Below are 23405 nucleotides of genomic sequence, written 5' to 3'. Positions count from 1 at the left end.
GTCCAAATGCGTTCTCGACGGGTGCCGGTCTTTGTCCACAGCCTGTGGATAAAGACATGGGATTACTTTGTCGCAGATCTGGGTATGGACGGCGGCTCCCGCCTGGGATCTCGGTGAAACGGGGCATGCGGCGATTTGTCAGAGGCTACTGTTCGGATACCTAGCCCTGGGAGGCCTTGTGGATCGTCGTCGCTTTCTGACCAGAGCAGGTCTGGCCGCCGCGGCCGGCATCGCCGGGCCGTTCGCCGGAGTCGCCTGCGCGGGCGCCAGGGGCGGCGTCGCCCAGGCGACCGGGTACGGGCCGCTGAAGGCGGTGCGCGACGCGCGTGACGGGAAGGTCCGGCTGCACCTGCCCGAGGGGTTCAAGTACCGCTCCTTCAGCCCGGCGGGCAGCAAATACTCCGACGGCTCCATCGTGCCGGGCAAGCACGACGGGATGGCCGCGTTCCGCGGGCCGCGCGACACCGCGATCCTGGTGCGCAACCACGAGGTGGCCGGGCCGGTCGGCGCGTTCGGGAACAAGGACAAGGCCTACGACCCGGCGGCCGGCGGCGGCACCTCGACCCTCCACGTCACCCGTTACGGCGAGGTGCTCAAGAGCGCGCCGTCGCTGAACGGCACCATGATGAACTGCTCGGGCGGACCCATGCCCTGGAACGCCTGGGTGAGCTGCGAGGAGACCGTCAACGGCCCCGACGTGGCCAACGACTTCAACGGCAACGACAACAGCAAGCTGACCCGCAAGCACGGCTACATCTTCGAGGTGCCGGTGTCGGGCACCTCCAACGCCAAGCCGATCAAGGCGGCCGGCCGGTTCGCGCACGAGTCGGCCGCGTTCGACCCGCAGGCCGGGGCCCTCTACCTGACCGAGGACTGCTTCGCGTTCGCCTCCGGCTTCTACCGCTACACGCCGCCGAAGCACCCGCTCAAGGCCGGGCGGCTGCTCGACGGCGGCCGGCTGCAGATGCTCGCGATCAAGGGCTCCCCGCGCAAGGACCTGTCCAAGGGACAGCGGGCCGGCGTCACGTACAACACGGTATGGGTGACCATCGACGACCCCGACCCCACCTTCACCGGCAAGCCGGCGAACGACGAGGCCGTCCAGGCCGTCGGCAAGCAGGGCCGGGCCGAGGGCGCGGCGATCTTCTCCCGGCTCGAAGGGGCCATCTACCACCAGGGCGTCGTGTACTTCTGCTCCACCCAGGGCGGCGCCACCGCCGAGGGTGACACGCCGCCGTCCGGGTTCGGCAAGGGACGCGGGCAGGTGTGGGCGTACGAGACGTGGACCGGGCGGCTCAGGCTCGTGTACGAGTCGCCGCGCTCGTCCGTGCTGGACCTGCCCGACAACGTGACGGCCAGCCCCCGCGGCACGCTGGTGCTCTGCGAGGACGGCGACGGCGACAACTTCCTGCGCGGCCTCACCAAAAAGGGAGAGATCTTCGACTTCGCCCGCCTGGAGCCGGTGGAAGGAGACCCTGGCGCGGAGTTCGCGGGCTCCACTTTCGGCCCCGGCGGTCACACCCTGTACGTCAACATCCAGTCCAAAGAGGGCATGTCCTTCGCCATCTGGGGACCCTGGTCGCGGGGCTCGTTCTAGACGGCCAGCTCCGCGACCGCGGCGGCCACCTGGTCCACCTCCTCCTCGGTGTTGTAGTAGTGCGGTGACAGGCGCAGGCACCAGTCGACGTCCTTGTCGCCGAAGTCGAACTGCGCGAACTCCCGGAAGCTGAGCGCCGAGTTGATCCGCCGCGCGTCCATCGCCGCCTTGAACGGCTCCGGCTGCCAGCCCTCGATGGTGAAGGTGACGATGGCGCCCAGTTCGGGGCCCTGTTCGAGCACCCGTACCCCCGGAACCGCGTCGAGCTGGACGCGCAACCGGGCGGCGAGCGCGGGCGAGCGCCGCGCGATGGCCTCGACGCCGACCCCGCGGGCGTAGCGGGCGGCGGCCGCGCAGCCCAGCACGGTCGCGTACGGGAACTCCCACTCCTCGAACCGCGAGGCGGACTCGGCGGGCTGGTAGTGGTCCGGCCCGGTCCAGCGGGCACCGTGCATGTCGATGAACAGCGGCTCGTAGCCCGCCTTCAGCACCCGGTCCGACACGTACAGGAAGCCGGAGCCGCGCGGTCCGCGCAGGAACTTCCGGCAGGTGGCGGTGAGCAGGTCGCAGCCGATCTCGGCCACGTCGATGGGGCGCTGGCCGATCGACTGGCACGCGTCGACCATGTACAGCAGGTCCAGCTCGCGGCAGTGGCGGCCGATCTCGGCGACCGGCTGGACCAGCCCGGAGTTCGTGGGGATGTGGGTGGCGCTCACCAGCCGGGGGCGGTGCTTCCGCATGAGCCAGGCCATCGCCGCCACGTCCACGCCGCCCTCCGGCGCGTCCGGCGCGTGCACGACGCGCACGCCGAAGCGCTTGCGCAGGGACAGGAACGCGATCTGGTTGGAGATGAAGTCGTTGCGCGTGGTCAGGATGACGTCGCCGGCCTCGAACGGGATCGCGGACAGGGCCGTGGAGAAGGCGTGGGTGGCGCTACCGGCGAACGCGATGTTCTCCGGATGGCAGTTGATCAGGCCGGCGAGCTCCGCGTAGAACTCGCGGACCTGGCCGGCGCGGGCGGCCGCCGCCTCGTAGCCGCCGATCTGGGCTTCCAGCCGCAGGTGGTCGAGCATCGTGGCCAGCACCGGAGCGGCCAGCAGCCCGCACCCGGCGTTGTTGAAGTGCACGACCTGCTCACACCCTGGAGTGTCGGCCCGCAGGGCCTCGACGTCGAGTAGCGGTTCAAGGTTTCTGCCGAAAGCGCTATTATCCAGTTTCATGTCAGATAGTAGCAGTTCGGCGGAGCTGGCGGTGCGGCTGCGGGCCCTGCTGTCCGGGATGGCGCCGGGTGACCGCCTGCCCAGCAGCCGCGACCTGGTCCAGCGCTACCGGGTGGGCCCGGTGACCGTGTCGCAGGCCATCGCCGCGCTGGCCGCCGAGGGCGCGGTGATCACCCGGCCGGGCAGCGGGACGTTCGTGGCGCCGCGTGCCAGGGCGGGCGCCGCGGTCGCCGACACCGCCTGGCAGACGGTCGCGCTCACCGACCGGGCCGTGGACACCCGCTCGCTGACCGACGCGCTCGGCCCGCCGTCCGCCGGGACGATCATGCTGGACGGCGGCTACCTGCATCGATCGCTGCAGCCGACGCGGGCACTGACCGCGGCGCTGGGCCGCGCGGCCCGCCGCCCCGACGCGTGGGACCGCGCGCCCGCGGCCGGTCTGTCGCCGTTGCGCGCCGTGTTCGCCACCATGGCGGGCGGCGGTGTCACCCCGGACGACGTGCTGATCACGGCGGGCGGGCAGAGCGCGCTGTCGATGGCGTTCCGCGCCATCGCCGGCCCCGGCAACCCGGTGCTGATGGAGTCCCCCACCTACCCCGGAGCCATGGCCGCCGCCCGCGCGGCCGGGCTCAGCCCGGTGCCGGTGCCCATGGACGCCGACGGCCTGCGGCCCGACCTGCTGGCCGAGGCGTTCGAGCTGACCCGCGCGCGGGTGCTGTACTGCCAGCCGGCCCACCACAACCCGACCGGCGCGGTGCTGGCGCCCGAACGGCGCCGCCAGGTGGTCGAGGTGGCCAGGGCGGCGGGCGCGTTCGTGATCGAGGACGACTTCGCCCGGCACCTCGGCCATGGCGGGCCCGTGCCGCCTCCGCTGGTGGCCGCCGACCGTGACGGCACCGTCGTCCACCTGACCTCGCTCACCAAACCGGCCGCGCCGAGCCTGCGCATCGGGGCGCTGATCGCCCGCGGGCCCGTGATGGCGCGGCTGCGGGCGGTCCGCCTGGTCGACGACTTCTTCGTCACCCGGCCGCTCCAGGAGGCCGCGCTGGAGCTGGTCAGCTCGCCGGCCTGGGAACGGCACCTGCGCACGCTGGCCACGGCCCTGCGCGAGCGGCGCGGCGAGCTGGCCGCCGCCATCGCGCGCGAACTGCCCGGCTGGACCATCACGCGAGTGCCCACCGGCGGGCTGCACCTGTGGGTCCGCCTGCCCGACGGGCTGAGCGACCCGGCGGTCGCCGGCGCCGCCCGGCAGTTCGGGGTCGCGGTCAGCGCGGGCAGCCGCTACTTCGCCACCGAGGTGCCCGCCGCGTGGCTGCGCCTCGGGTTCGCCGCCACGGCTGACACCGCCGAGCTGGTCGAGGGCGTACGGAGGCTGGCACGCGTCGGTTGAAGGCGGCCAAGCGGTTGTTCATACTCCGAAGCATGCTGTACATCTTCGGTTTCGAGCGGATCGGCGTGGCCGTGAGCGATCTGTACTTCGTCGACCCGAACCCGGGCAAGGGCCAGGAGGGAGCCGAGCACGGCGTACGTCTCGAAGTGCGGATGCTCGAACAAGCGCCGCTGAAAGGGTCCATCTATTCGGCACGGCCCATCAACGTGGACCGGCCCATCTGGCGCGTCGATCTGCTGGAATCGGTCGACGGCCGCCCCGGCAGCTTCGACCGGACCCATCACCATCCGGCCTTCACCGAATGGAACCCGGGCCCACGTGTGTTCGACCGGGAACTGTCGGGTGACCCCCTTCAATGGCTGGCGGGCAAGCTGGCGGACCTGGACACCGTGCTGGAGAAGGCGGGGGTGGAGCGCGACGAGTCGATCGCCGCGGACGTGGCCGAGCTGCGCGGGTACGTGCCCGAGATCATCGACAGCGTCAGCCGCCTGCTCGCCAGGGTGGGAAAGGGCGAGCTCGGCACGCCGCCCGATGACGGCCCGGCCGACAGCGTCCGGGCCAGTTGGTTGTAGGCGCGCCCGTTAACCTGGGGGGATGATCCTGGGCATCGGCGTGGACGTCGTCGACATCGCGCGGTTCGAGTCGGCGCTGGAGCGCACGCCGGGGCTGCGCGAGCGGCTGTTCACCGAGGTCGAACGGCCGCTCGCGGTGCACTCCCTGGCGGCCAGGTTCGCCGCCAAAGAGGCTGTCGCCAAGGCGCTCGGCGCGCCGAGAGGGCTCGGGCACCTGGAGGCCGAGGTGCGCTGCGACGAGACCGGCAAGCCCTCGCTCCACGTCACCGGCAAGGCCGCCGAAGTCGCCTACGGACTGGGCGTCAAGCGCTGGCACGTCTCGCTCAGCCATGACGCCGGGGTGGCGATGGCCTACGTGATCGCGGAAGGATAGCTTCGGGTCATGCCTACCGCCTACACCGCCGACCAGATCAGGACCGCCGAGCGCGCGCTGATGGCGCGGCTGCCCGACGGCACGCTCATGGACCGCGCGGCCGCCGGGCTGGCCGCCGTCTGCGCCGGCCTGCTGGGCAAGGTGTACGGCACGCGCGTCCTGCTGCTCATCGGCAGCGGCGACAACGGCGGCGACGCCCTCTACGCCGGAGCCCGGCTGGCCGGACGGGGCGCCCGGGTCGAGGCCGTCCTGGCGGGCGCCAAGACCCACGAGGCCGGTCTGGAGGCGTTCCGCCGGGCGGGCGGCACGATCGCCGGGCCGGACGCCCTCGACCAGGCCGACCTGATCGTCGACGGGCTGGTGGGCATCGGGGCGACCGGCGCGTTGCGGGAGCCGTACGCACGGCTGGCCGAGGCGGCCAACGCCGCGCCCGGCCTGGTCGTCGCGGTGGATGTGCCCAGCGGCGTCGACGCGAGCACCGGTCAGGTGGCCGGGGCGGCCGTCGCGGCCCAGGTGACCGTGACCATGGGAGCCCGCAAGACCGGGCTGCTCGTCGATCCGGGCGCGAGCCACGTGGGCGAGCTCGAGCTGATCGACATCGGGCTCGGCCCGTACCTGCCCGACCCCGACGTGGTGTCGCTCTCCCACCATGACGTCTACGGCCTGCTGAAGCGCCCGATGGGCGAGTCCGACAAATACCGCAGGGGCGTCCTGGGCGTGGCGGCGGGCAGTGACCGCTACACCGGCGCCGCCGTGCTCGCCGTGGGCGGGGCGCTGCGCGCGGGCGCGGGGATGGTGCGTTACGTGGGGCCGGGGGAGCCGGTGACCCAGGTACGCGCCCGCTGGCCCGAGGCGGTCATCACCGAGCTGAGCGAGCCGTCGATCGACGAGGTCGGGCGCGTGCAGGCCTGGGTGCTGGGACCGGGTCTGGGCACCGGCGACTGGGCGCACGAGCTGGCCGCCAGGGTGCTGGCCAGTGACGTGCCCGTCCTGATCGACGCCGACGCGCTGACCCTGGTCGCCGGGGACAGGGCGCTGCTCCGCCGTACCGCGCCGGTTCTGATCACGCCGCACGCGGGGGAGCTGTCGCGGCTGCTGGGGGCCGACCGGGCGGCGATCGAGGCGGGGCGGCTTGAACACGCCCGCCGGGCGGCGGCCGAGCTGGGCGTGACCGTGCTGCTCAAGGGCTCGACCACGGTCGTGGCCACGCGGGACCTGCCGGTACGCGTCAACGGGACCGGCACCGCGTGGCTGGCCACCGGCGGCACGGGCGACGTGCTCTCCGGCGTGGCCGGCGCGCTGCTGGCGCAGGGGCTCGACTGCTTCGACGCGGGTTCGTGCGGCGCCTACCTGCACGGGCTGGCGGGCCGGATCGCGGCCGACGACGCCCCGCTGACCGCCGCCGACGTGGCCGAGGCGGTTCCGGCGGCGATCCGCATGCTGCGGGGCGCGTCGCGTTCTCCCAGGTGAGCCGGAAGGCGGTCGGCACCCCCAAGAGGCCGAATCGCGCTCGACCACGCGAGTGAGCTGCCAGACTGGAGGGATGACATCCCCGATGGCGACGCCCGCGGAGGCGCGGGTCGATCTGGCCGCGATCAGGCACAACGTGGCGCTGCTCAAGGAGCGCGCGGGCGGCGCCGAAGTGCTGGGGGCCGTCAAGGCCGACGCCTACGGGCACGGGCTCGTCCCGACCTCCGAGGCCGTGCTGCAGGGCGGCGCGAGCAGGCTCGGCACCGCCTACATCCGTGAGGCGCTCGCGCTGCGGGCCGGTGGCATCACCGCGCCGGTGCTGTCCTGGATCATCACCCCGGGAGAGCCGCTCGACGAGGCGCTCGAAGCCGAGATCGAGCTGTCGGCGGCCGACGAGGCGCTGCTCGACGAGATCGCCGCAGCCGCGCGGCGCACCGGGCGGACCGCCCGGACGCACCTTGAGGCCGACACCGGCATGAGCAGGGGCGGCGCGCCGCTCGCCGCCTGGCCGGGGCTGCTGGCCAGGGCGCTCGCCCTCCAGGCCGAGGGCGTCATCGAGATCGTCGGCCTGTGGTCGCACTTCGCCTGCGCGGACGTGCCGGGGCACGGCTCGATCGACCGGCAGATCGACGCGTTCGAGGCCGCGCTCAAGCAGGCCGAGCAGGCCGGCGCGGCCGGGTCCCACGTCATCAGGCACCTGGCCAACTCCGCCGCGATCCTGACGCTGCCGCGCACCCACTACGACATGGTCCGGCCCGGCATCGCCATGTACGGGCTGAGCCCGGTCCCCGAGCTGGGCGACTTCGGGCTGCGGCCGGCCATGACGCTGGTGGCGCGGATCGCGCTGGCCAAGCGGGTGCCGGAGAGCTCGGGAGTGTCCTACGGACACCTTTATGTCACGAGTTCCGAGACCACGCTTGGGCTGGTGCCGCTCGGGTACGCCGACGGGATCCTCAGGCACGCGACGGGGCGGGCGGAGGTGCTGGCGGGCGGTCGCCGCAGGGCGATAGCCGGCCGGGTGTGCATGGACCAGTTCATGATCGACATGGGCGACGACCCGCTGGCCGCGGGGGACGAGGTCATCCTGTTCGGGCCAGGCGGGAGGGGTGAGCCGACCGCTCAGGAGTGGGCGGATAACCTCGGCACGATTACGCATGAGATCGTGACCAGGATCGGTTCGCGGGTGCCGCGGGTGTATAGGGGATCAGGGACATGACGACGACAACACGGCGGAAGGTCGGGATCGCCGGCGCGATCGTCGGTGCCGCTTCGGCCGGTGTGGCCGCCGCGGCACTGGCCAAACGCTACGCGGTGGGCCGCATGAGGCTGCGCCCCGACGCCGAGGCCAGCGAGCGGTTCGGTGAGCTGCGCGGCCGGGACCGCACGCTCATCACCTCCGACAGCACGGCCCTGCACGTCGAGCTCGACGGGCCCGAGGACGCGCCGCTGACCATCGTGTTCTGCCACGGCTACTGCCTGAGCCTGGAGTCGTGGCACTACCAGCGCCGTGACCTGCGCGACAGCTACCGCATGGTGCTGTGGGACCAGCGCTCCCACGGCCGCTCCCAGCGCGCGAGCGCCGAGGACAGCACGATCGACCGGCTGGGCGACGATCTGGCCGAGGTGATCGACCGTTTCGTACCCGGGCCGTGCGTGCTGGTCGGCCACTCCATGGGCGGCATGACGATCATGGCGCTCGCCGACCGCCACCCCGAGCTGTTCGGTGACAAGATCCGCGCGGTGTCGCTCATCGCCACCTCGGCGGGCAAGCTGGCCGAGCTCACCCTGGGCCTGCCCGCGCTGCTGTCCAAGGTCGTGCACAAGATCGCCCCACCGACGATCTCGATGCTGGGCAAGCGGGGCTCGTTCGTCGACAAGACCCGCCACGCGGGCAGCGACATCGCGTTCCTGATGACCCGTCTCATGGGCTTCGGCGACTCCAAGAACGTCAGCCCCACCCTGGTCGACTTCGCCGAGACGATGATCAGGGCGACGCCGACCGAGGTGTTCGCCGACTTCTACCCGGCACTGATGAACCACGACAAGCTGGCCGCCCTGCACGTCCTCGACCCGGTGCCGACCGCGATCCTGGTCGGTGACAAGGACTGGCTGACGCCGCCCGAGCACAGCAAGGCGATCGCCGCCGCGCTGCCCAAGGCCCAGCTCACCGAGGTGCCGGACACTTCGCACCTGATCCAGCTGGAGCGCCCCGGCGAGGTCAACGACGCGCTGCGCGACCTGATCAAGCGAGTGGAGCTGTAGTGGCGCAGAGACTCCCGACCGCCGAGGACATGCGTTCCTACGGCGCCCGCCTGGCCGACCTGCTGCGCCCCGGCGACCTGATCATCCTGTCCGGCCCCCTCGGCGCGGGCAAGACCACGCTCGTGCAGGGCATCGCCGAAGGGCTCAAGGTACGCGGCCCGATCACCTCGCCCACGTTCGTGATCGCCAGGGTGCACCCGTCGCTGCGGCAGGGCCCGCCCCTCGTCCACGCCGACGCCTACCGGCTGGGCGGTGACCTGGAGGTCGACGACCTCGACCTCGACGCCTCGCTCGACGAGTCGGTGACGGTCGTGGAGTGGGGCGAGGGACTGGTCGAAGGGCTGTCCGACGACCGGCTGGAGATCCACATCGACCGCGAGAGCGGAGACGACGCCCGCGTCGTGACGCTGCGCGGCGTCGGCGCCCGCTGGGCCGACACGCCGTCCGAACCTGCGGAAAAGTAAAATCCGCCCTGTCTTCCGGCAAAGCTGTCACCCTTGATCTACCTCACCATCGATAGAAATCATGATCATTGGTAAGGGTTCGCCCAGAAAATCTGGGTATCAGGAGGGGCGGCGTCCACTTTTTTGGTGGATGCTTGGTGAAGGACGGCGCGGAGTGGGGTGCGGCGGTGCTCAGGGTCAGGCGAGTCGCGTACGCGGGAGCCATCGTCATGATCGGCGCGGTCGGCTGCACAGCCTCCGCCCAGACCACACCGACCGCCACGCCATCAGCCTCGGTCAGCACCACCCCCACGCTCGGCGCCACCCCGACCGCCAGCAGGAAGCCCATCCTCGTGCAGTTGAGCCCCGCGAAGGTCACCGCGGGTGAGAACTCCAAGGTGTGGATCTTAGCGAACTGCCCGGTCCCCAACGGCGGCCCCGCGCACACGGGCACCGCCGAGTCCAAGGCGTTCCTCAGCGGCGTGCCGCTGACCACCGCGCCGGCCGCCGCCACGGCCACGCCCACGCCGACCGGCCGTGTCACGGCCGCGAACCCGTGGGTACGCGGCGAGGCCCAGGTGTCGAGCACGATCAAGCGCGGCTCCTACCTGGTCGAGGTCAAGTGCGACGGCACCAACGACACCGGCAAGGCCACCCTGCAGGTCGCCAAGGCGACCGCGGACACCGCGGACGACGACACCAAGCCCACCAAGGCACCTCGGGCGGGCGGTGGCGGCACCTTCGGCAAGGACATCGACGAGGATTCGGGGATGCCGGTCGGCGGCGTGCTGGTCGGCGCGGCCGTGCTGGCGGCCGCCGGGCTGCTGATCAAGCGCCGCATCCGGGGTTAGCCGATGGCCCGACCTGGACGCGTGGTCCTCGCGGGAGCCGTCACCGGGCTGTTGCTGGTCGCGTTCGGCAAGTCGTACCAGAACACCACCAAGACGACCGGCTCCGTCGTGCCCCAGAGCATCGACATCCCGTCGATCGAGGTCGAGGCGCCGCTGATGAAGCTCGGCCTGAGCAAGGACGGCGAGGTCGAGCTGCCGCCGTACGAGAAGCCCAAGATGGCCGGCTGGTACACCGGCAGCGCGGTGCCCGGCGACAAGGGCGCCTCGGTCATCATCGGCCACGTCGACACCAAGACGGCTCCGGCGGTGTTCTACAAGCTCAGGCAGGTACGCAAGGGCGAGATCGTCAAGGTCGAGCGGAGTGACGGCAAGGTCGTCAAGTACAAGGTCGACTCGATCGAGCAGGTGGCGAAGGAGCACTTCCCGGCCGATCGCGTCTACGGTGGGGACGGCCTCAAGCTGGTGACCTGTGGCGGCAAGTTCGACTACGCCAAGGGCGAATACCTCGACAACATCATCGTCTACGCTTCCCGAGCGTGAGTAATGAGACCAATCCGCCTGCCTCGGGAGCGCGGGTTCCCTGGCCGGAGGTGCACCCGGCCGCCCGCGCGGCCGTCGAGGAGTTCCTCGGCGCTCCCGTGACCGAGGCCGTGACGCAGCAGGGCGGGTTCTCGCCCGCGGCGGCGGTCCGGCTCCGCGCCGCGAACGGCCGGCGCGCCTTCGTCAAAGCCGTCGGCCCGGAGCCGAACCCCGACAGCGTCCGCCTCTACCAGGCCGAGGCCAAGATCGCCGGCGCCCTGCCCGAGTCCGTGCCCGCGCCGCGGCTCCAGTACGACGTCGAGGTCGAGGGCTGGGTGGTGCTGGTCTTCGAGGACATCGAGGGCCGCCACCCCGAGCTGCCCTGGCGCCGCGACGAGCTCGACCGGGTGATGGAGGCCGTACGGCGCATGTCCGCCGCGCTCACGCCCCCGCCGATCGAGGCGCCGCCGGTCGCGGAGCTGTTCGGGCAGGCCTTCCGCGGCTGGCGCTCGCTGCTCGACGAGGACACCACCGGTCTCGACCCCTGGGCGATGCGCCACCTCGGCGCGCTGGCCGAGCTGGAGTCCGGCTGGGGCGAGGCCGCCGCCGGTGACACGCTGCTCCACGCCGATCTGCGGGCCGACAACCTGCTGCTCACCGAGGACCGCGTCTACGTGGTCGACTGGCCGTGGGCCTGCGTCGGCGCGAGCTGGTTCGATTTCCTGGGCATGCTGCCGTCGGTCGCCATGCAGGGCGGACCGCCGCCGCAGGAGCTGTTCCCCGACCCCGATCCCGCCGCCACCGCGGTGATCGCCGCGTTCGCGGGATACTTCGCACGGCAGGGTCGCCGGCCGCCGCCGCCCGGCCTGCCCACGGTCAGGGCGTTCCAGCGGGCGCAGGGCGTCGTGGCGCTCGACTGGCTGAAACTGCGCACCGGCTGGGCGTGACCCGCCAGGCAGGTAGGCTAAACAGTCGTGCTGGTCCTGGCCTTTGATACCGCGACGCCCGCCGTCACGGCCGCCCTCCATGACGGGCAGCGAGTGCTCGCCGAGTCGACGACGATCGACGCCCGGCGACACGGCGAGCTGCTCGTCCCCACCGTCGAAACCGTGCTGCGCGAGGCGGGTGCCGTCCTGTCCGACGTCACCGCCGTCGTAGCGGGCAGCGGTCCCGGCCCCTACACGGGGCTGCGCGTGGGGCTGATGACCGCGCAGGGGCTCGCCACCACGCTGGGCGTTCCCGCGTACGGCATCTGCACCCTCGACGCCGTCGCCTACGGCAGCGGGTTCACCGAACCGTTCCTGGTCGCCACCGACGCGCGGCGCAAGGAGGTGTTCTGGGCCCGCTACTCCGACGCGCGCACCAGGCTCGACGGGCCGTTCGTCGACCGGCCCGCCGACGTGCCGGTGGACGGCCTGCCCGTGGCCGGTGCCGGGGCCGGGCTCTACCCCGACCTCCTGGGGCGATCCGACGCTCCGCCGTACCCCTACGCCGGGTTCCTGGCCGCCCTGGCGGCCGAGCGCATCGCGGCGGGGGTGGAGCTCGGCCCGCCGCGCCCGATCTACCTGCGGCGACCCGACGCGGTGGTGCCCGGCGCGCCCAAGAGGGTGACGGCATGAAGCCCCGGCAGGCGGACGTGAAGCTCCGGCAGATGACCGAGGCCGACCTGCCGGCGGTCATGGGGATCGAGCGCAACACGTTCCCGATGGACGCGTGGAGCGAGGGCATGCTCCGCGGCGAGCTGGCCGACCAGCCCCGGACCAGGCACTACGTGGTGGCCATCGTCGGCGAGGAGATCGTCGGCTACGCCGGGCTGGCCGCCGCGGCCGACCAGGCCGACGTTCAGACCATCGCGGTCGACCACCCGCATCAGGGCACCGGGATCGGCGGCGCGCTGCTGACGGAGCTGCTGGCCGAGGCCGGCCGGCGCGCGGCGCGGGAGATCTTCCTCGAGGTGCGCGCCGACAACCCGCAGGCGCGGGGGGTCTACGAACACTTCGAGTTCGAGGTGATCGGCCGGCGCCGCCGCTACTACGACGACGGCACCGACGCGATCATGATGAGAAGGAAGCTGGATGGCTGACGCACCCCTAGTCCTGGGCATCGAGACGTCCTGCGACGAGACCGGCATCGGCATCGTCAGGGGCCACACGCTGCTGGCCAACACGATCGCCTCCAGCATGGAAGAGCACGCCAGGTTCGGCGGCGTGGTGCCCGAGGTCGCCTCGCGGGCCCACCTGGAGGCGATGACGCCGACGGTGGAGGCCGCGCTGGCACAGGCCGGGCTGAAGTTCGCGGACATCGACGCGATCGCCGTCACCGCGGGTCCGGGGCTGGCCGGGGCGCTGCTCGTCGGCGTAGCCGCGGCCAAGTCCTACGCGCTCGGCCTCGGCGTACCCCTCTACGGCGTCAACCACCTGGCCGCCCACGTCGCCGTCGACCAGCTCGAACACGGCCCGCTGCCCAAACCGTGCATCGCCATGCTGGTGTCGGGCGGCCACTCGTCGCTGCTGCTCGTGCCCGACGTCGCCGAAGACGTGATCTCGCTCGGCTCCACCGTGGACGACGCGGCCGGTGAGGCGTTCGACAAGGTGGCGCGGGTGCTCGGCCTGCCGTTCCCCGGCGGCCCGCACATCGACAAGGCGGCCACCTCCGGCTCGGGCACGGCCGTCGCCTTCCCGCGCGGCAAGATCGACGACGGCACGCTCGACTTCTCCTTCTCCGGGCTGAAGACCGCCGTGGCGCGCTGGGTGGAGGCCCGCGAGACGGCCGGCGAGTCCATCCACGTGCCCGACGTGGCGGCTTCCTTCCAGGAGGCCGTGGTCGACGTGCTGACGCGCAAGGCGCTGCAGGCCTGCCGGAAGTACGAGGTGCGCGACCTGCTGATCGGCGGGGGTGTCGCGGCCAACTCCCGGCTGCGCGCTCTGGCCCAGGAGCGGTGCGACGCGGCGGGCGTACGGTTGCGGGTGCCGCGGCCCGGGCTGTGCACCGACAACGGCGCCATGGTCGCGGCGCTGGGGTCGGACCTGGTCGCGGCGGGGGTCACCCCGTCGGCGCTGGACATCCCGGCTGACTCGTCGATGCCGATCACGACCGTGCACGTGTGAGCCGTCGCACCGGTCGTCGGTGCGTGCGAGGGAGTGCGGCAGGTCTTCGGGCGTGTGACGGAGTGCGGCCGGTCTTCGGGTGTGTGATGGGGTGCGGCCGGTTTTGGGGCGCGTGACGGGTGTGTCGGGGGCCGTTCCCCCGTGCGGGGGAGGCGGTTCCCTCCGGCGGGCGATGAGCCTGCCCTGAGGCGGCTGCGATCTTCGGAGCAGGTCGGGCAAGCCATGCCCGCAGGCCCGAAGGACCGCGGATGACCACCCTCACCGAAATGCCGCCCACCACCGGGCGGCTACGCGCCGCCTGGACGGCCGCCCATGCCCCTGTGCCCGGAGTGCCCCGCTGGGCGCGGATCGCGGCCTACGCCATCCCGTTCACCGTGCTGCCGGCCAGCCTCTGGCGGATCGCGGCGGTCACCTTGCACCTGCCGATCGGCCACGGCGAGCAGGGCGCCGGGGACATCCCGTCCTGGCTGCCGATGGAGCTGTACGTGGTGCTGCTGTCGATCTTCTCCGAGCTGGTCGCGTTCACCGCCATCGGGCTGATCTCCGCGTGGGGCGAGGTGTTCCCGCGCTGGATCCCGGGCCTGCGCGGGAAGCGGGTTCCGGTGCTGGTCGCCTGTGTCCCCGCCGGGCTCGGCGCGGTCGCCCTCACCTGGCTGTGGACGATGGCGGCGGTCACCACCTCAGCCGGCCGCGACATCCATGGCCGGCCGCTGGCCGCGGACTTCCCTCTGGAGTTCCACGACTGGCAGGGCCTGCTGGCCGTCGCCGCCTACGCGCCGCTGCTGCTGTGGGGCCCGCTGCTGGCAGCGCTCACCGTCGCGTACTGGCGGCGCCGCCACGCCCGGCCCACCGCGCCTGTGGCGGCTCACAGGCCGTCGCGATAGGAGGGGTAGGCGGGCGCCCAGCCGAGCTCCCGTTTCGCGCGTTCGCTGGATATCCGGATGCGAACGCCCGTCATGAAGGCCCGCATGTACGGCACCGGCGTCAGCAACCAGCCGGGCACCCGCGGCGGCGCGGGGGCCTTCGCCGCCCGGGCCAGCGCCCGGACGTATTCGTCGAACGCCACCGGCTCGTCATCAGCGACGTTGTACGCCTGACCGGGCCGACCCCGGTCGAGCGCGGCGACGGCGGCCGAAGCGGCGTCGTGGATGTGCACGAGCGAGATGACGCTGGCTGGGTGCACCTCCGGCAGCATCCGCCGCCTCGCCATGGCCATCATCTTCCGCGTGGTCACCTCGGGGCCGTAGAACAGGCCGTAGCGCAGGGCGATGCCCTCGATGCCCGGTGTGTTGAACACCTGCTCCTCGTTGGCGCGAATCGTCCTCATGTGCACGCCGAACGGGCCCCTGGCGGGTTCGGCGAACGGCCGGTCCTCGGTCACCGGTTCCGGGCCGTGGTCGCGGTAGCCGTACCCGAGGAAGAACGACTGCGTGACGAAGCGGCGCGCGCCGACCTCCTCGGCGGCCGCGATCAGGTTGGCCGTGCCCCGCTCGCGCAGCGCGCCGGTCGGATACAGCGCGCGGTGGAACAGCGGCACGCCGGTGATCGCCGTCGCCTGGTGCATCACCGCGTCGGCCTGATGACCCTTCACCGCGGCGAGCAGGGCGTCTCGGTCCATCATGTCCGCGACCAGGCCGGTCACGCCCGCCTCCGCCAGCTTGGCGGCACCGCGCTCGGTACGGGTGAGGCCGAGCACGGAGTGGCCGGCGGAGATCAGCTGGGGGATCAGCTCGGTGCCGACGGTGCCGGTGGCTCCTGCCAGAAGTACCTTCATACCTGCTTCCTTGTCGTGTGGTGGTGGTGTTCTCACGCAACAGATGCGTGGCGGGGCGTTCGATGTGACATGGCGAGCGGGGAGGTGACCTACCTGCCCGTTACGGTGGGCCGAAACCGCCTGGGGGAGCTGGAGGGGATCGTGGCCGATGCTGAGGCGGTGTTCTGGGAGCATCGGAACCTGCTGTTCACCCTGGCCTACGACATGCTCGGCAGCGTGGCCGACGCCGAGGACGTCGTGCAGGACACCTGGCTGCGCTGGGCCGGTGTCGACCTGGTCCGCGTGGACAATCCGCGCGCCTACCTCGTCCGCATCGCCGTCCGGCGGGCCCTGGAGCGGCTGCGCGGCCTGCGTGCCGCAAGAGAGGACTATCCCGGCCCGTGGCTGCCCGAGCCGCTGGTGACCCCCGACTACCCGGTGACGGCCGCCGAGAACGTCACCACGGGCCTGCTGGTCGTGCTGGAGACGCTGTCACCGCTGGAACGGGCGGCGTTCGTGCTGCGGGAGGCGTTCGGGTTCGAGCATGCCGAGATCGCCCGCATCCTGGACCGCACACCGGCGGCGGCTCGCCAACTCGCCCGCCGGGCCCGCGAACACGTCCAGGCCCGTCGCCCACGTTACCCGGCCGATCCTCAGGTGGCGCGTGAGGTGGCCGAGCGCTTCGTTGCCGCGATGGCGGGCGGCAGCCTCGCCGACCTGCTGGCGGTGTTGTCTCCGGACGTCATCATGTGGAACGACGGGGGTGGCCGGGTGCGGGCGTCGCTGCGCCCGATCTATGGGGCGGACCGGGTGGCGCGGGTGCTCACCGGAATCGTTCCCCGGTACGCGGGGCTGGACGTCCGGTGGGTGGAGACGGCGGTGTCTCCGACGTTCCTGCTGCTGGACGGTGGGGAGGTTCGAGTGGCGGTTACCGTGGAGCCGGATGAGACGGGTATTCGGGTGGGCGGGGTGTATGGGCTGGTGAACCCGGACAAGCTCTCGCATTTGTCCTGAGGGGCCGGTGCGACGGGGGGTCGGCCTGCCCCGGCGACGGCCCAGAATGCGCGTCGTCACGGCGGGAACCCCGTGAGCGTTCACGACCGGCCAGGAAGGTCGCGCGCCCAGGTCGGCGCGTGCGGGTGACCTTGGCTGTGCCGTACAGGGAGGTCAGTCTTTTCTTGTGGGGCGCAGGAGGGCTTCGGCGAGGGCGAGCATGGTCTCCTCCAGGGCGCCCAGGCGCTTGGTGAGGTCGCCCGTGGCGGGCTCGACGATGTCGGTGACCGTCTGGGTGAGCTCGGAGCGGTCGGGGCGTGCCGCGACCAGCTCCGTGAGCGCGGACGCGGCGGCGGCCAGGCGCTCGCCCTGGTCGGTGGTCTGGGAGTCGAGGAGCTCGCGCACCCGCTCGCCGATGCTGAGCGTCGCGGGCAGCTGGCCGATGCGCTGGTTGACGGCCTCGATGCGGTCGTCGACGGCTTCGAGGTGCTCGCCGGCCTGTTCGGCGCGTACGGCCAGACCGGTCAGGTTGGTCTCCACGCTGTTGAGCTGGGTGCCGAGGCCGTTGATCGAGGTGTCGACGCCGGCCAGATGGGTGTTCAGGCCGGTTACGGAGAGGTCGACCTCGGTGAGCCTCTCGCTCAGGCCCGTCACGGTGGCGTTGACGCCGGTGAGCTGGTTGTCCAGGCTGTCGAAGCGGGTGGTCAGGCGCTCCTCCACCTCGCCCAGGCGTTCGTCGAGTGACTCCAGGCCGTTGTCGAGTTGGTTGAAGCGGCCCTCGTTGCGGGTGGCGGACTCGGTGAGGTGCCGGTCGGCGACGGCCAGGCGTTCGTCGAGCCGGATGAAGTGGCCGTCGACTCTGCCGTCGAGCGCGTCGAACCGGTCGTCGTGGCGGGACAGGTGGCTGTTGACCGTGGTCAGGTGGCTGTTGACGGAGCTGAGGTGCTGGTCGACGCCGCCTAGCCCGCTGTGGGCGTCGAGCAGTTTGCCGTCGACGGCGTCGAGGCGACCGGCCAGGCGCTGCTCGGTCTCGTCGAAGCGGCCGGACAGGCGCTGCACGGACTCGCCTAGACGGGCGGTGAGACCTTGCTCGGTCTTGTCGAGACGCGCGGTCACGGCCTGCTCGGTCTTGTCGATGCGCGTGGTCAGGGCCTGCTCGGTCTTGTCCAGGCGGCCGGCGAGTCGCTGGTCCAGATCGGCCAGCTGCTGCTCGGTGTCGTCCAGGCGGCCGGTGAGGCGTTGCTCGGTGCCGTCCACCTGGGCGCCGAGGCGGTCCGTCGCCGCGGTGAGCTTGCCGCCGAGTTGGTTGGCGGTGGCGGTGAGCTTGCTGTCGAGCTGGTCGGTGGCGGCGGTGAGTTGCGCAGCGGTGGCGGTGAGCTTGTCGTCGAGCTGCTCGGTTGTGGCGGTGAGCCTGCCGTCGAGTTGGTTGACGGTGGCGGCGAGCTTGCCGTCGAGTTGCTCGGCCGTGGCGGCGAGCTTGCCTTCGAAGCCGTCGGGCAGCTCCAGCACCGCGCCTTCGATGCGGTCGGTGCGGGCGGTCAGCTCGGCGAGTGACTTGTCGATGCGGGTGAAGCGGCTGGCGGCGGCCTCCATGCCCGTGGTGAGCTGGCCCAGCCTCGTGCCCAGGTCACCCATCCGCTGGGTGATGCCGTCGGTGCAGTCGAGGACCGACTGCAGCTTCTTGAGCACCTCGTCCACGTTGTCGCCGACGCTGCCGACCTCGGCCCAGAGCCCCGGCAGCTCCGACACCGGCGCCACCCGCTGATGAACCGACTCCACATGCGCGTCAACGGTGCCCACCTGCTCGCCGACGGCGTCAACGTGGTCGCGTACCGCCTCCACATGCTGGGCGAGGCCCTCGGCCCACATCGGCGGTTTGGCCGCGATGTCGTCAAGCCGCCCGCTCACCGTCTCGAGCGTGCCGCTCAGCCCGCCAAGCTCCCGCTCGCGGACCTCGCGCAGCAGCCACTCCATACCTTCGAGGCGCTGGCGGATCTCGTCGAGGACGGCGCCCTGGGTGCGCTGCTCGTACACGTGATCCTGGGAAGCACGCGCGAGCAGGTCCCGCATCCTTTCGGAGATGGCGGAATCGCCGCCTGCCTGTAGAAGGGTGGTGTGGTTGGAGTGATCCACCGAAAGGCTCCTTCGCTCGCCGACGGTCTGCCGCGCAGCGGTGGGATAGGTCCGGTTTGCAGATGGAAGAAAGAGAGCGCGGCTAACCGCCAGCGTGCCCACCTTAGCCTCTCGATCAAGGTAAGTCAGGGGCGAAGTGAAAGATAGGTATTGGCCCGGGAACGCCCGGATTTGTCATTTATGCAGGTGGGGCGGCCTGGCAAATCAGGACGGAAGGCTTATTCATGATGCGGGTCAGGATGATTACCGCTGATTTATCGCCAGAAAGCCGAAGGTCATTTCTGAGCCGCTCGATGTCGACTGCCGAGGCCCGCTTCTTGATGACGACATTTCCGATTTGCCGCTCGCGAAGGGCGGCGCGGAGGCGCTTCAGCGAGAACGGCAGCACTTCTTCCACCGAGTAACGCGCGGCCCACGGGGTGTCGAACGCCTCATCGCTCGTGATGTAGGCGATCATCGGGTCGGGGAGGCGGCCATTGACCATCTCGGCGACCTCCCCGACGAGGTGTGCACGGATCGCGGCCCCGTCGGGCTCGTACACATAGCGCCCGACGGGACCGATCGGCGCCTCGACCCCGCGGGCGACGAGTGTTTCCCCACCGGGCAACAACGTCGCCCGCCGCACCGCTCCACCGGGCAGTGCCGTCGGTGGTACCGCCCCGTTGGGCTGCGTCGTCGGTGGCGCTGCGCCGTTGGGCTGCATCGTCAGCCGCACCGCGCCGTTGGGCTGCGTCGCTGGTGGCACTGCGCTGCTGGGTAGCTTCGCCGGTGGCGCCGCATCGTCGGGCTGCGTCGCTGGCGGCGCTGCGCCGTCCGGCTGCGTCGCCGGTTGCACCGCGTCGCCCGGCCGCTCAACAGCGCCGGTTGTGTCTGCGGCGGTGCTTGGACCCGCATCGCCGATCGTGTCCCCCTCGCCGAGCACCCCTGTGGCGTCGGCCGTGTCCGTAGCGCCGGCCATGTCCGCAGCGCCGATCGGAACTGCGGCACCGCTTGTGGTTGCTTCGTCTGTTTCGAGAGTGTTGGTTGTGTCTGGGGCGCCGGTCGTGGTCGTGGTGTCGGTGACCTCTGTGGTGCTGGTCGTAGCGGTGGAGCCCGTCCAGAGGGATGCTTCCTTCACCTCGCCCTTGTACGACACCCACTCGGCTTCGGCGCCGGCCGGGATGAACTCGTACGGGATCCCCGGAGCCACCTTCAGGCAAGCCCGCGGGGCCCTGGCGACCAGGTCGAGTACGACCGGCCACGGCGGCGAGTAGGCCATGGGGTCGAACGTCCTGCCCCGGCTCGTACGGCGGGCGGGGTCGGCGAACAGCCAGTCGTAGCCCTCCGGCGAGACCATCGCGGCGTCACCCACCCGGACGGTGACCCGATCCCCGAGCCCTAGCGCTTCTGCGTTCGCCCGGGCGACTGCGACGGTCAGCGGATCGAGGTCCACGGCGTCCACGACGCACCCGGCGCGGGCCAGCGCGATGAAGTCGCCGCCGATCCCGCAGCAGACGTCCACCACCCGCGTTCCACTGGCCAAGCCTTGCGCTCCACCGGCCGTAACCCGCGTTTCCCTGGCTGCGCCCTGCACTTCGCCGGATGCGGCCCGCGTTCCGTCGGTGAGTGTGGTCAGGCGGCGGGCGCGGTGGGTGCCGACCTCGGCGCGGGTGGCCTGCTCCAGGCCGTGTGGAGTGAAGTACATGCTGGCCGCGTCGATGCCGAACTTGGCTCTGGCGCGGTCGCGTAGTCCCGCCTGGGTGAGCGCGGCCGACGTGAGCGCGGCGTCGTAGGTCCTCCGCAGTCTCGTCGCCGCGGCCACCGGGTCGGCTCCCACCAGCTCGACGGCCTCAGCCAGAGCGCGCTGCCCGCGCGGGGTGAGCAACTCGGTGAAGGCGTCGAGATCCACGTCACACCACGCTAGCGCCTCTCCGCCACGCTCCAGGCCCCGGCCCGTCCGCGACCCCATAGGCACGAAGGCGGCGGTGAAGGGACGAGTGGCTGCCTGTAGGTGTGGTGGGCGCTCTGACGTATGCGCCCGTCCGAGGCGTGGCGGGTCCTTGACGGGTACGGCGGGTGGCAGGGACAGGTCTGCCCGTCCGTGTGGCGGGTGGGTGGAACGACCGGGTTGGGCGGGTGGCCTGACGCGTGTGCCCGTCCGGGTTGGGCGGGTAGTCGGCGCGTCTGCCTGGCCAGATGCGGCGGGCGGCGTGATGTGTCCGCTGTGCGCGTAAAGCGGGTACTCGTGTGCACTCACGCATCCCCCGTACGCCACGAGCACGTGTCACCCCATTTACCCTCAACCTTGGGCAACCTCTTGGGCCTGATCGCTCTGAGCAGACGCGTTCGTGTTGACTGTCAAGCCCCTCTTGCATATGTTTCCTGTTGGCACTCTCCCCTTGAGAGTGCCAACGTGCGACGAGGCAGGTCTGACACCCGCGACGGCAGGCCCCGCTGGTCGCCTCTTCTAGATCATTCAAATCTGAAGGGGAGGTCCGATCGTGACGACCGCCACCAAGGTTCCCGTTAAGCCGCTCGGCGACCGCATTGTGGTTCAGCCGCTTGAGGCCGAGCAGACGACCGCTTCCGGCCTGGTCATCCCTGACACCGCCAAGGAGAAGCCGCAAGAGGGCAAGGTCCTCGCGGTGGGCCCGGGCAACTGGGATGAGGACGGCGACAAGCGCATTCCGCTTGACGTCGCCGAGGGCGACATCGTCCTCTACAGCAAGTACGGCGGCACCGAGGTCAAGTACGGCGGCGAGGAGTACCTCGTGCTCTCCGCCCGCGACGTTCTCGCGATCATCGAGAAGTAAGCCGGATGCGTCGGGCCCCGGGCGCGCGCTTCTCGTTCGAGCGCGTGCGGCCGGGGCTTTCGACGCTAGGAGAGGACTTTCAGCATGGCGAAGATCCTAGCGTTCGACGAGGACGCCCGCCGCGCGCTTGAGCGCGGCGTCAACGCCCTCGCGGACGCCGTGAAGGTAACCCTCGGCCCCCGTGGCCGCAACGTCGTCATCGACAAGAAGTTCGGTGCTCCGACGATCACGAACGACGGCGTGACCATCGCTCGTGAGATCGAGCTGGAGGAGCGCTACGAGAACCTCGGCGCCCAGCTCGCCAAGGAAGTCGCCACCAAGACCAACGACGTCGCTGGTGACGGCACCACCACCGCGACCGTCCTGGCCCAGGCGATGGTCCGCGAGGGTCTGCGCAACGTGGCGGCCGGCGCCTCGCCGCTGTCGCTCAAGCGCGGCATCGACAAGGCCGCCAAGGCGATCAGCGACAAGCTGCTCGCCAGCGCGCGCCCGGTCGAGGACAAGAAGGAGATCGCGAACGTCGCGACCATCTCCGCCCAGGACGCCAAGATCGGCGACCTGATCGCCGAGGCGTTCGACAAGGTCGGCAAGGACGGTGTTCTCACCGTCGAAGAGTCCAACGCCATGGGCATGGAGCTCGAGTTCACCGAGGGCCTCCAGTTCGACAAGGGCTACCTGTCGGCGTACATGGTGACCGACCCCGAGCGCATGGAGGCCGTCCTCGAAGACGCCTACATTCTGCTCACCCAGGGCAAGATCTCCTCGATCGCGGACTTCCTGCCGCTGCTCGAGCAGATCGCCCAGACCAAGAAGGCGCTGCTCGTGGTCGCCGAGGACGTCGAGGGCGAGGCCCTGGCCGTTCTGGTCACCAACAAGATCCGTGGCACGTTCACCTCCGTGGCCGTCAAGGCCCCGGGCTTCGGCGACCGCCGCAAGGCGATGCTGCAGGACATCGCCATCCTCACCGGTGGCCAGGTCGTGAGCGAGGAAGTCGGTCTCAAGCTCGAGAACGTCGGCCTTGAGGTGCTCGGCACCGCTCGCCGCATCGTCGTCACCAAGGACGCCACGACCATCGTCGACGGCGCCGGCGACGCGAAGGCGATCGAGGACCGGGTCAAGGAGATCAAGCTCGCCATCGAGCAGTCCGACTCCGACTGGGACCGCGAGAAGCTCCAGGAGCGCCTGGCCAAGCTGGCCGGCGGCGTGTGCGTGCTGCGCGTCGGCGCTGCCACCGAGGTGGAGCTCAAGGAGAAGAAGCACCGGCTCGAGGACGCGATCTCCGCTACGCGCGCCGCGATCGAGGAGGGCATCGTCTCCGGCGGTGGCTCCGCGCTGATCCACGTCTCCAAGGACCTCGACGACCTCGGCCTGACGGGCGACGAGGCGACCGGTGTCGCCATCGTCCGCCGCTCGCTGGTCGAGCCGACGCGCTGGATCGCCGAGAACGCCGGTCTCGAGGGCTACGTGGTCACCCACAAGGTCTCGGAGCTGTCCGCGGGCAACGGCCTCAACGCCGCCACGGGCGAGTACGGCGACCTGCTCAGCCAGGGCGTCATCGACCCGGTCAAGGTCACCCGCTCGGCCGTGCAGAACGCCGCGTCCATCGCCGGCATGCTCCTCACCACCGAGGCGCTCGTCGTCGACAAGCCGGAGGAGGAGTCCGCTCCCGCCGGTGGGGGCCACGGTCACGGCCACGGTCACTGACCAGCTTCTCCTTTACACGGTTCGCGCCTGTTCTCTGGGTGCGGGCCGTGTTCTGGTTTTTGCCGCTTTTACGGCAGGCATGGGCCGGCCCCACCCGCCGCCCGGGGCCGGCGCCTGTCCAGGGACACGCTCCTCCGGTGGAGGCGGCTGAGCGCCGTGACGCGCGCATGGTGGGCCACGGCCAGCCCTTCTTGCCCGGTTACCGCCCCGGCACTTCCTCGGCCGC

The 23405-nt window shown here is 71.2% G+C and carries 22 protein-coding genes; 18 read left to right on the top strand and 4 right to left on the bottom strand.

Annotated features, from left to right (window positions below):
* The first annotated feature begins 178 nt into the window (after positions 1 to 178).
* Positions 179 to 1597 (top strand): alkaline phosphatase PhoX, encoded by a 1419-nt coding sequence (locus tag KME78_RS24285; RefSeq protein ID WP_219531458.1) that lies wholly within the window; start codon positions 179 to 181, stop codon positions 1595 to 1597.
* Here KME78_RS24285 and KME78_RS24280 read toward each other — a convergent pair.
* A complete protein-coding gene (locus KME78_RS24280; RefSeq protein ID WP_219531456.1) occupies positions 1594 to 2817 on the bottom strand; it encodes an aminotransferase class V-fold PLP-dependent enzyme in 1224 nt (407 codons plus the stop codon). The genes KME78_RS24285 and KME78_RS24280 overlap by 4 nt on opposite strands.
* On the opposite strand from KME78_RS24280, the gene KME78_RS24275 reads away from it, so the two are divergent.
* From KME78_RS24275 to KME78_RS24210, 14 genes are all read left to right on the top strand, one after another.
* Positions 2816 to 4207 (top strand): aminotransferase-like domain-containing protein, encoded by a 1392-nt coding sequence (locus tag KME78_RS24275; RefSeq protein ID WP_219531454.1) that lies wholly within the window; start codon positions 2816 to 2818, stop codon positions 4205 to 4207. The two genes, KME78_RS24280 and KME78_RS24275, sit on opposite strands and share 2 nt — an antisense overlap.
* Positions 4208 to 4239: 32 nt before the next feature.
* Positions 4240 to 4779 (top strand): hypothetical protein, encoded by a 540-nt coding sequence (locus KME78_RS24270; RefSeq protein ID WP_219531452.1) that lies wholly within the window; start codon positions 4240 to 4242, stop codon positions 4777 to 4779.
* Positions 4780 to 4801: 22 nt separating this feature from the next.
* Positions 4802 to 5152: a holo-ACP synthase gene (locus tag KME78_RS24265; protein ID WP_219531451.1), complete on the top strand. Its 351-nt coding sequence runs from the start codon at positions 4802 to 4804 to the stop codon at positions 5150 to 5152.
* 9 nt (positions 5153 to 5161) lie between these two features.
* On the top strand, positions 5162 to 6622 hold the full coding sequence (locus KME78_RS24260) for an NAD(P)H-hydrate dehydratase (protein WP_219531449.1): 1461 nt from the start codon (positions 5162 to 5164) through the stop codon (positions 6620 to 6622).
* 85 nt (positions 6623 to 6707) lie between these two features.
* Entirely contained in the window at positions 6708 to 7838 is a 1131-nt protein-coding gene (alr, locus tag KME78_RS24255; protein WP_219531662.1) for an alanine racemase, read from the top strand.
* Positions 7835 to 8884, top strand: coding sequence for an alpha/beta fold hydrolase (locus tag KME78_RS24250; protein WP_219531448.1), 1050 nt, complete (start codon positions 7835 to 7837; stop codon positions 8882 to 8884). Before alr ends, KME78_RS24250 begins: the two co-directional genes overlap by 4 nt.
* Positions 8884 to 9348, top strand: coding sequence for a tRNA (adenosine(37)-N6)-threonylcarbamoyltransferase complex ATPase subunit type 1 TsaE (gene tsaE / locus KME78_RS24245; protein WP_308127116.1), 465 nt, complete (start codon positions 8884 to 8886; stop codon positions 9346 to 9348). Before KME78_RS24250 ends, tsaE begins: the two co-directional genes overlap by 1 nt.
* Before the next feature lie 137 nt (positions 9349 to 9485).
* Positions 9486 to 10178 carry a hypothetical protein gene (locus KME78_RS24240; protein ID WP_219531446.1) on the top strand — a complete coding sequence of 231 codons (693 nt, stop codon included), beginning with the start codon at positions 9486 to 9488 and terminating at the stop codon, positions 10176 to 10178.
* A gap of 3 nt (positions 10179 to 10181) precedes the next feature.
* The gene (locus KME78_RS24235) at positions 10182 to 10718 is read left to right on the top strand and encodes a class F sortase (RefSeq protein WP_219531445.1); all 537 of its coding nucleotides are present in this window, start codon (positions 10182 to 10184) and stop codon (positions 10716 to 10718) included.
* Positions 10715 to 11644, top strand: a complete 930-nt coding sequence (locus KME78_RS24230) for a phosphotransferase family protein (RefSeq protein WP_219531443.1) — start codon at positions 10715 to 10717, stop codon at positions 11642 to 11644. The genes KME78_RS24235 and KME78_RS24230 overlap by 4 nt, the downstream gene beginning before the upstream one ends.
* Positions 11645 to 11671: 27 nt before the next feature.
* Positions 11672 to 12316, top strand: coding sequence for a tRNA (adenosine(37)-N6)-threonylcarbamoyltransferase complex dimerization subunit type 1 TsaB (gene tsaB, locus KME78_RS24225; RefSeq protein ID WP_219531441.1), 645 nt, complete (start codon positions 11672 to 11674; stop codon positions 12314 to 12316).
* Complete coding sequence (gene rimI / locus KME78_RS24220) at positions 12313 to 12780, top strand: ribosomal protein S18-alanine N-acetyltransferase (RefSeq protein WP_246651762.1); 468 nt, start codon at positions 12313 to 12315, stop codon at positions 12778 to 12780. Before tsaB ends, rimI begins: the two co-directional genes overlap by 4 nt.
* Complete coding sequence (gene tsaD, locus KME78_RS24215) at positions 12773 to 13804, top strand: tRNA (adenosine(37)-N6)-threonylcarbamoyltransferase complex transferase subunit TsaD (protein ID WP_219531439.1); 1032 nt, start codon at positions 12773 to 12775, stop codon at positions 13802 to 13804. Before rimI ends, tsaD begins: the two co-directional genes overlap by 8 nt.
* A 248-nt stretch (positions 13805 to 14052) precedes the next feature.
* Positions 14053 to 14688, top strand: coding sequence for a hypothetical protein (locus tag KME78_RS24210; protein WP_219531437.1), 636 nt, complete (start codon positions 14053 to 14055; stop codon positions 14686 to 14688).
* Here the strand turns inward: KME78_RS24210 and KME78_RS24205 are convergent.
* On the bottom strand, positions 14670 to 15578 hold the full coding sequence (locus KME78_RS24205) for an NAD-dependent epimerase/dehydratase family protein (protein ID WP_219531436.1): 909 nt from the start codon (positions 15576 to 15578) through the stop codon (positions 14670 to 14672). The genes KME78_RS24210 and KME78_RS24205 overlap by 19 nt on opposite strands.
* 69 nt (positions 15579 to 15647) lie before the next feature.
* On the opposite strand from KME78_RS24205, the gene sigJ reads away from it, so the two are divergent.
* Positions 15648 to 16571 (top strand): RNA polymerase sigma factor SigJ, encoded by a 924-nt coding sequence (sigJ, locus tag KME78_RS24200; protein ID WP_219531435.1) that lies wholly within the window; start codon positions 15648 to 15650, stop codon positions 16569 to 16571.
* A gap of 153 nt (positions 16572 to 16724) precedes the next feature.
* Here the strand turns inward: sigJ and KME78_RS24195 are convergent, their stop codons facing one another.
* Both KME78_RS24195 and KME78_RS64550 read right to left on the bottom strand, forming a co-directional pair.
* Positions 16725 to 18683, bottom strand: coding sequence for a coiled-coil domain-containing protein (locus tag KME78_RS24195; protein ID WP_219531434.1), 1959 nt, complete (start codon positions 18681 to 18683; stop codon positions 16725 to 16727).
* 178 nt (positions 18684 to 18861) lie between these two features.
* The gene (locus tag KME78_RS64550; RefSeq protein ID WP_308127115.1) at positions 18862 to 20571 is read right to left on the bottom strand and encodes a THUMP-like domain-containing protein; all 1710 of its coding nucleotides are present in this window, start codon (positions 20569 to 20571) and stop codon (positions 18862 to 18864) included.
* Positions 20572 to 21163: 592 nt separating this feature from the next.
* On the opposite strand from KME78_RS64550, the gene groES reads away from it, so the two are divergent.
* Positions 21164 to 21475 carry a co-chaperone GroES gene (groES, locus tag KME78_RS24180; RefSeq protein WP_184958020.1) on the top strand — a complete coding sequence of 104 codons (312 nt, stop codon included), beginning with the start codon at positions 21164 to 21166 and terminating at the stop codon, positions 21473 to 21475.
* An 84-nt stretch (positions 21476 to 21559) separates the two neighbouring features.
* A complete protein-coding gene (groL, locus tag KME78_RS24175) occupies positions 21560 to 23179 on the top strand; it encodes a chaperonin GroEL (RefSeq protein WP_219531433.1) in 1620 nt (539 codons plus the stop codon).
* Positions 23180 to 23405: the final 226 nt, after the last annotated feature.

The organism is Nonomuraea guangzhouensis (assembly GCF_019396345.1).
In the GTDB taxonomy this organism is placed as follows: domain Bacteria; phylum Actinomycetota; class Actinomycetes; order Streptosporangiales; family Streptosporangiaceae; genus Nonomuraea; species Nonomuraea guangzhouensis.
This window is presented reverse-complemented; position numbering and strand designations above follow the sequence as displayed.